This window comes from Kineococcus indalonis (genome assembly GCF_009906395.1).
Classification (GTDB): domain Bacteria; phylum Actinomycetota; class Actinomycetes; order Actinomycetales; family Kineococcaceae; genus Kineococcus; species Kineococcus indalonis.
In genome coordinates, this window is record NZ_JAAALM010000989.1 from 1 (window position 1) to 560 (window position 560).

Annotated in this window: 1 protein-coding gene; it reads left to right on the forward strand. The window is 78.0% G+C overall.

The window, feature by feature from the left end:
* A partial coding sequence (locus GTR00_RS22345; RefSeq protein WP_166613657.1) for a hypothetical protein occupies window positions 1–412 on the forward strand: 412 nt, incomplete at its 5' end.
* Window positions 413–560 lie beyond the last annotated feature (148 nt).

The window sequence follows — 560 nt, forward strand, 5'->3', positions numbered from 1 at the left end:
GTCCGGGTGGGTGGGCGCGCACCCGGTGGACGACCGCCCCGGCGCCGAACTCGTCCTGCTCACCGACACCGGCGCGCACGCCGAGCGCAACGCCGTGCTCACCTGGCGCGGCGGGAGCCTGGAGGAGCAGGCCGCCCCCGGCGGCGCGGACGGCTGGTACGTGGACGCCTCCGCCGCGCTGAACCGGAGCATCACCTGCCTGGAACCCGGCCAGCTCACCGTGCGCTCCACCGACCGCGACCCCGACGACCCCGAGGGGGACGTCCTCGTCGGCACCGGCGTCACGTACCGGTCCGTGGACGGCGTGTGGGAACCGGCCGGCGCCACGTCCTCCGAGCTGCTGGAGCCGCCGGCGCCCGCGGAGTACTCCGGCTGGTTCTGCGGCGGTCTGCCGCGCTTCGCGCCGAACTGACCGGCGCACCACCGGGCGGAGCGCCGGTCGGGCTCCTCGGCCTGTTCCCCGGGCGGGTTCCTCGACCCGGCGAAGACCACCCGGCGCTGACGTGCGCCCTGCGCGGCCCGCTGCGGGGTCACCCCCGGCCCGGCGCGCGGCGGTGGAC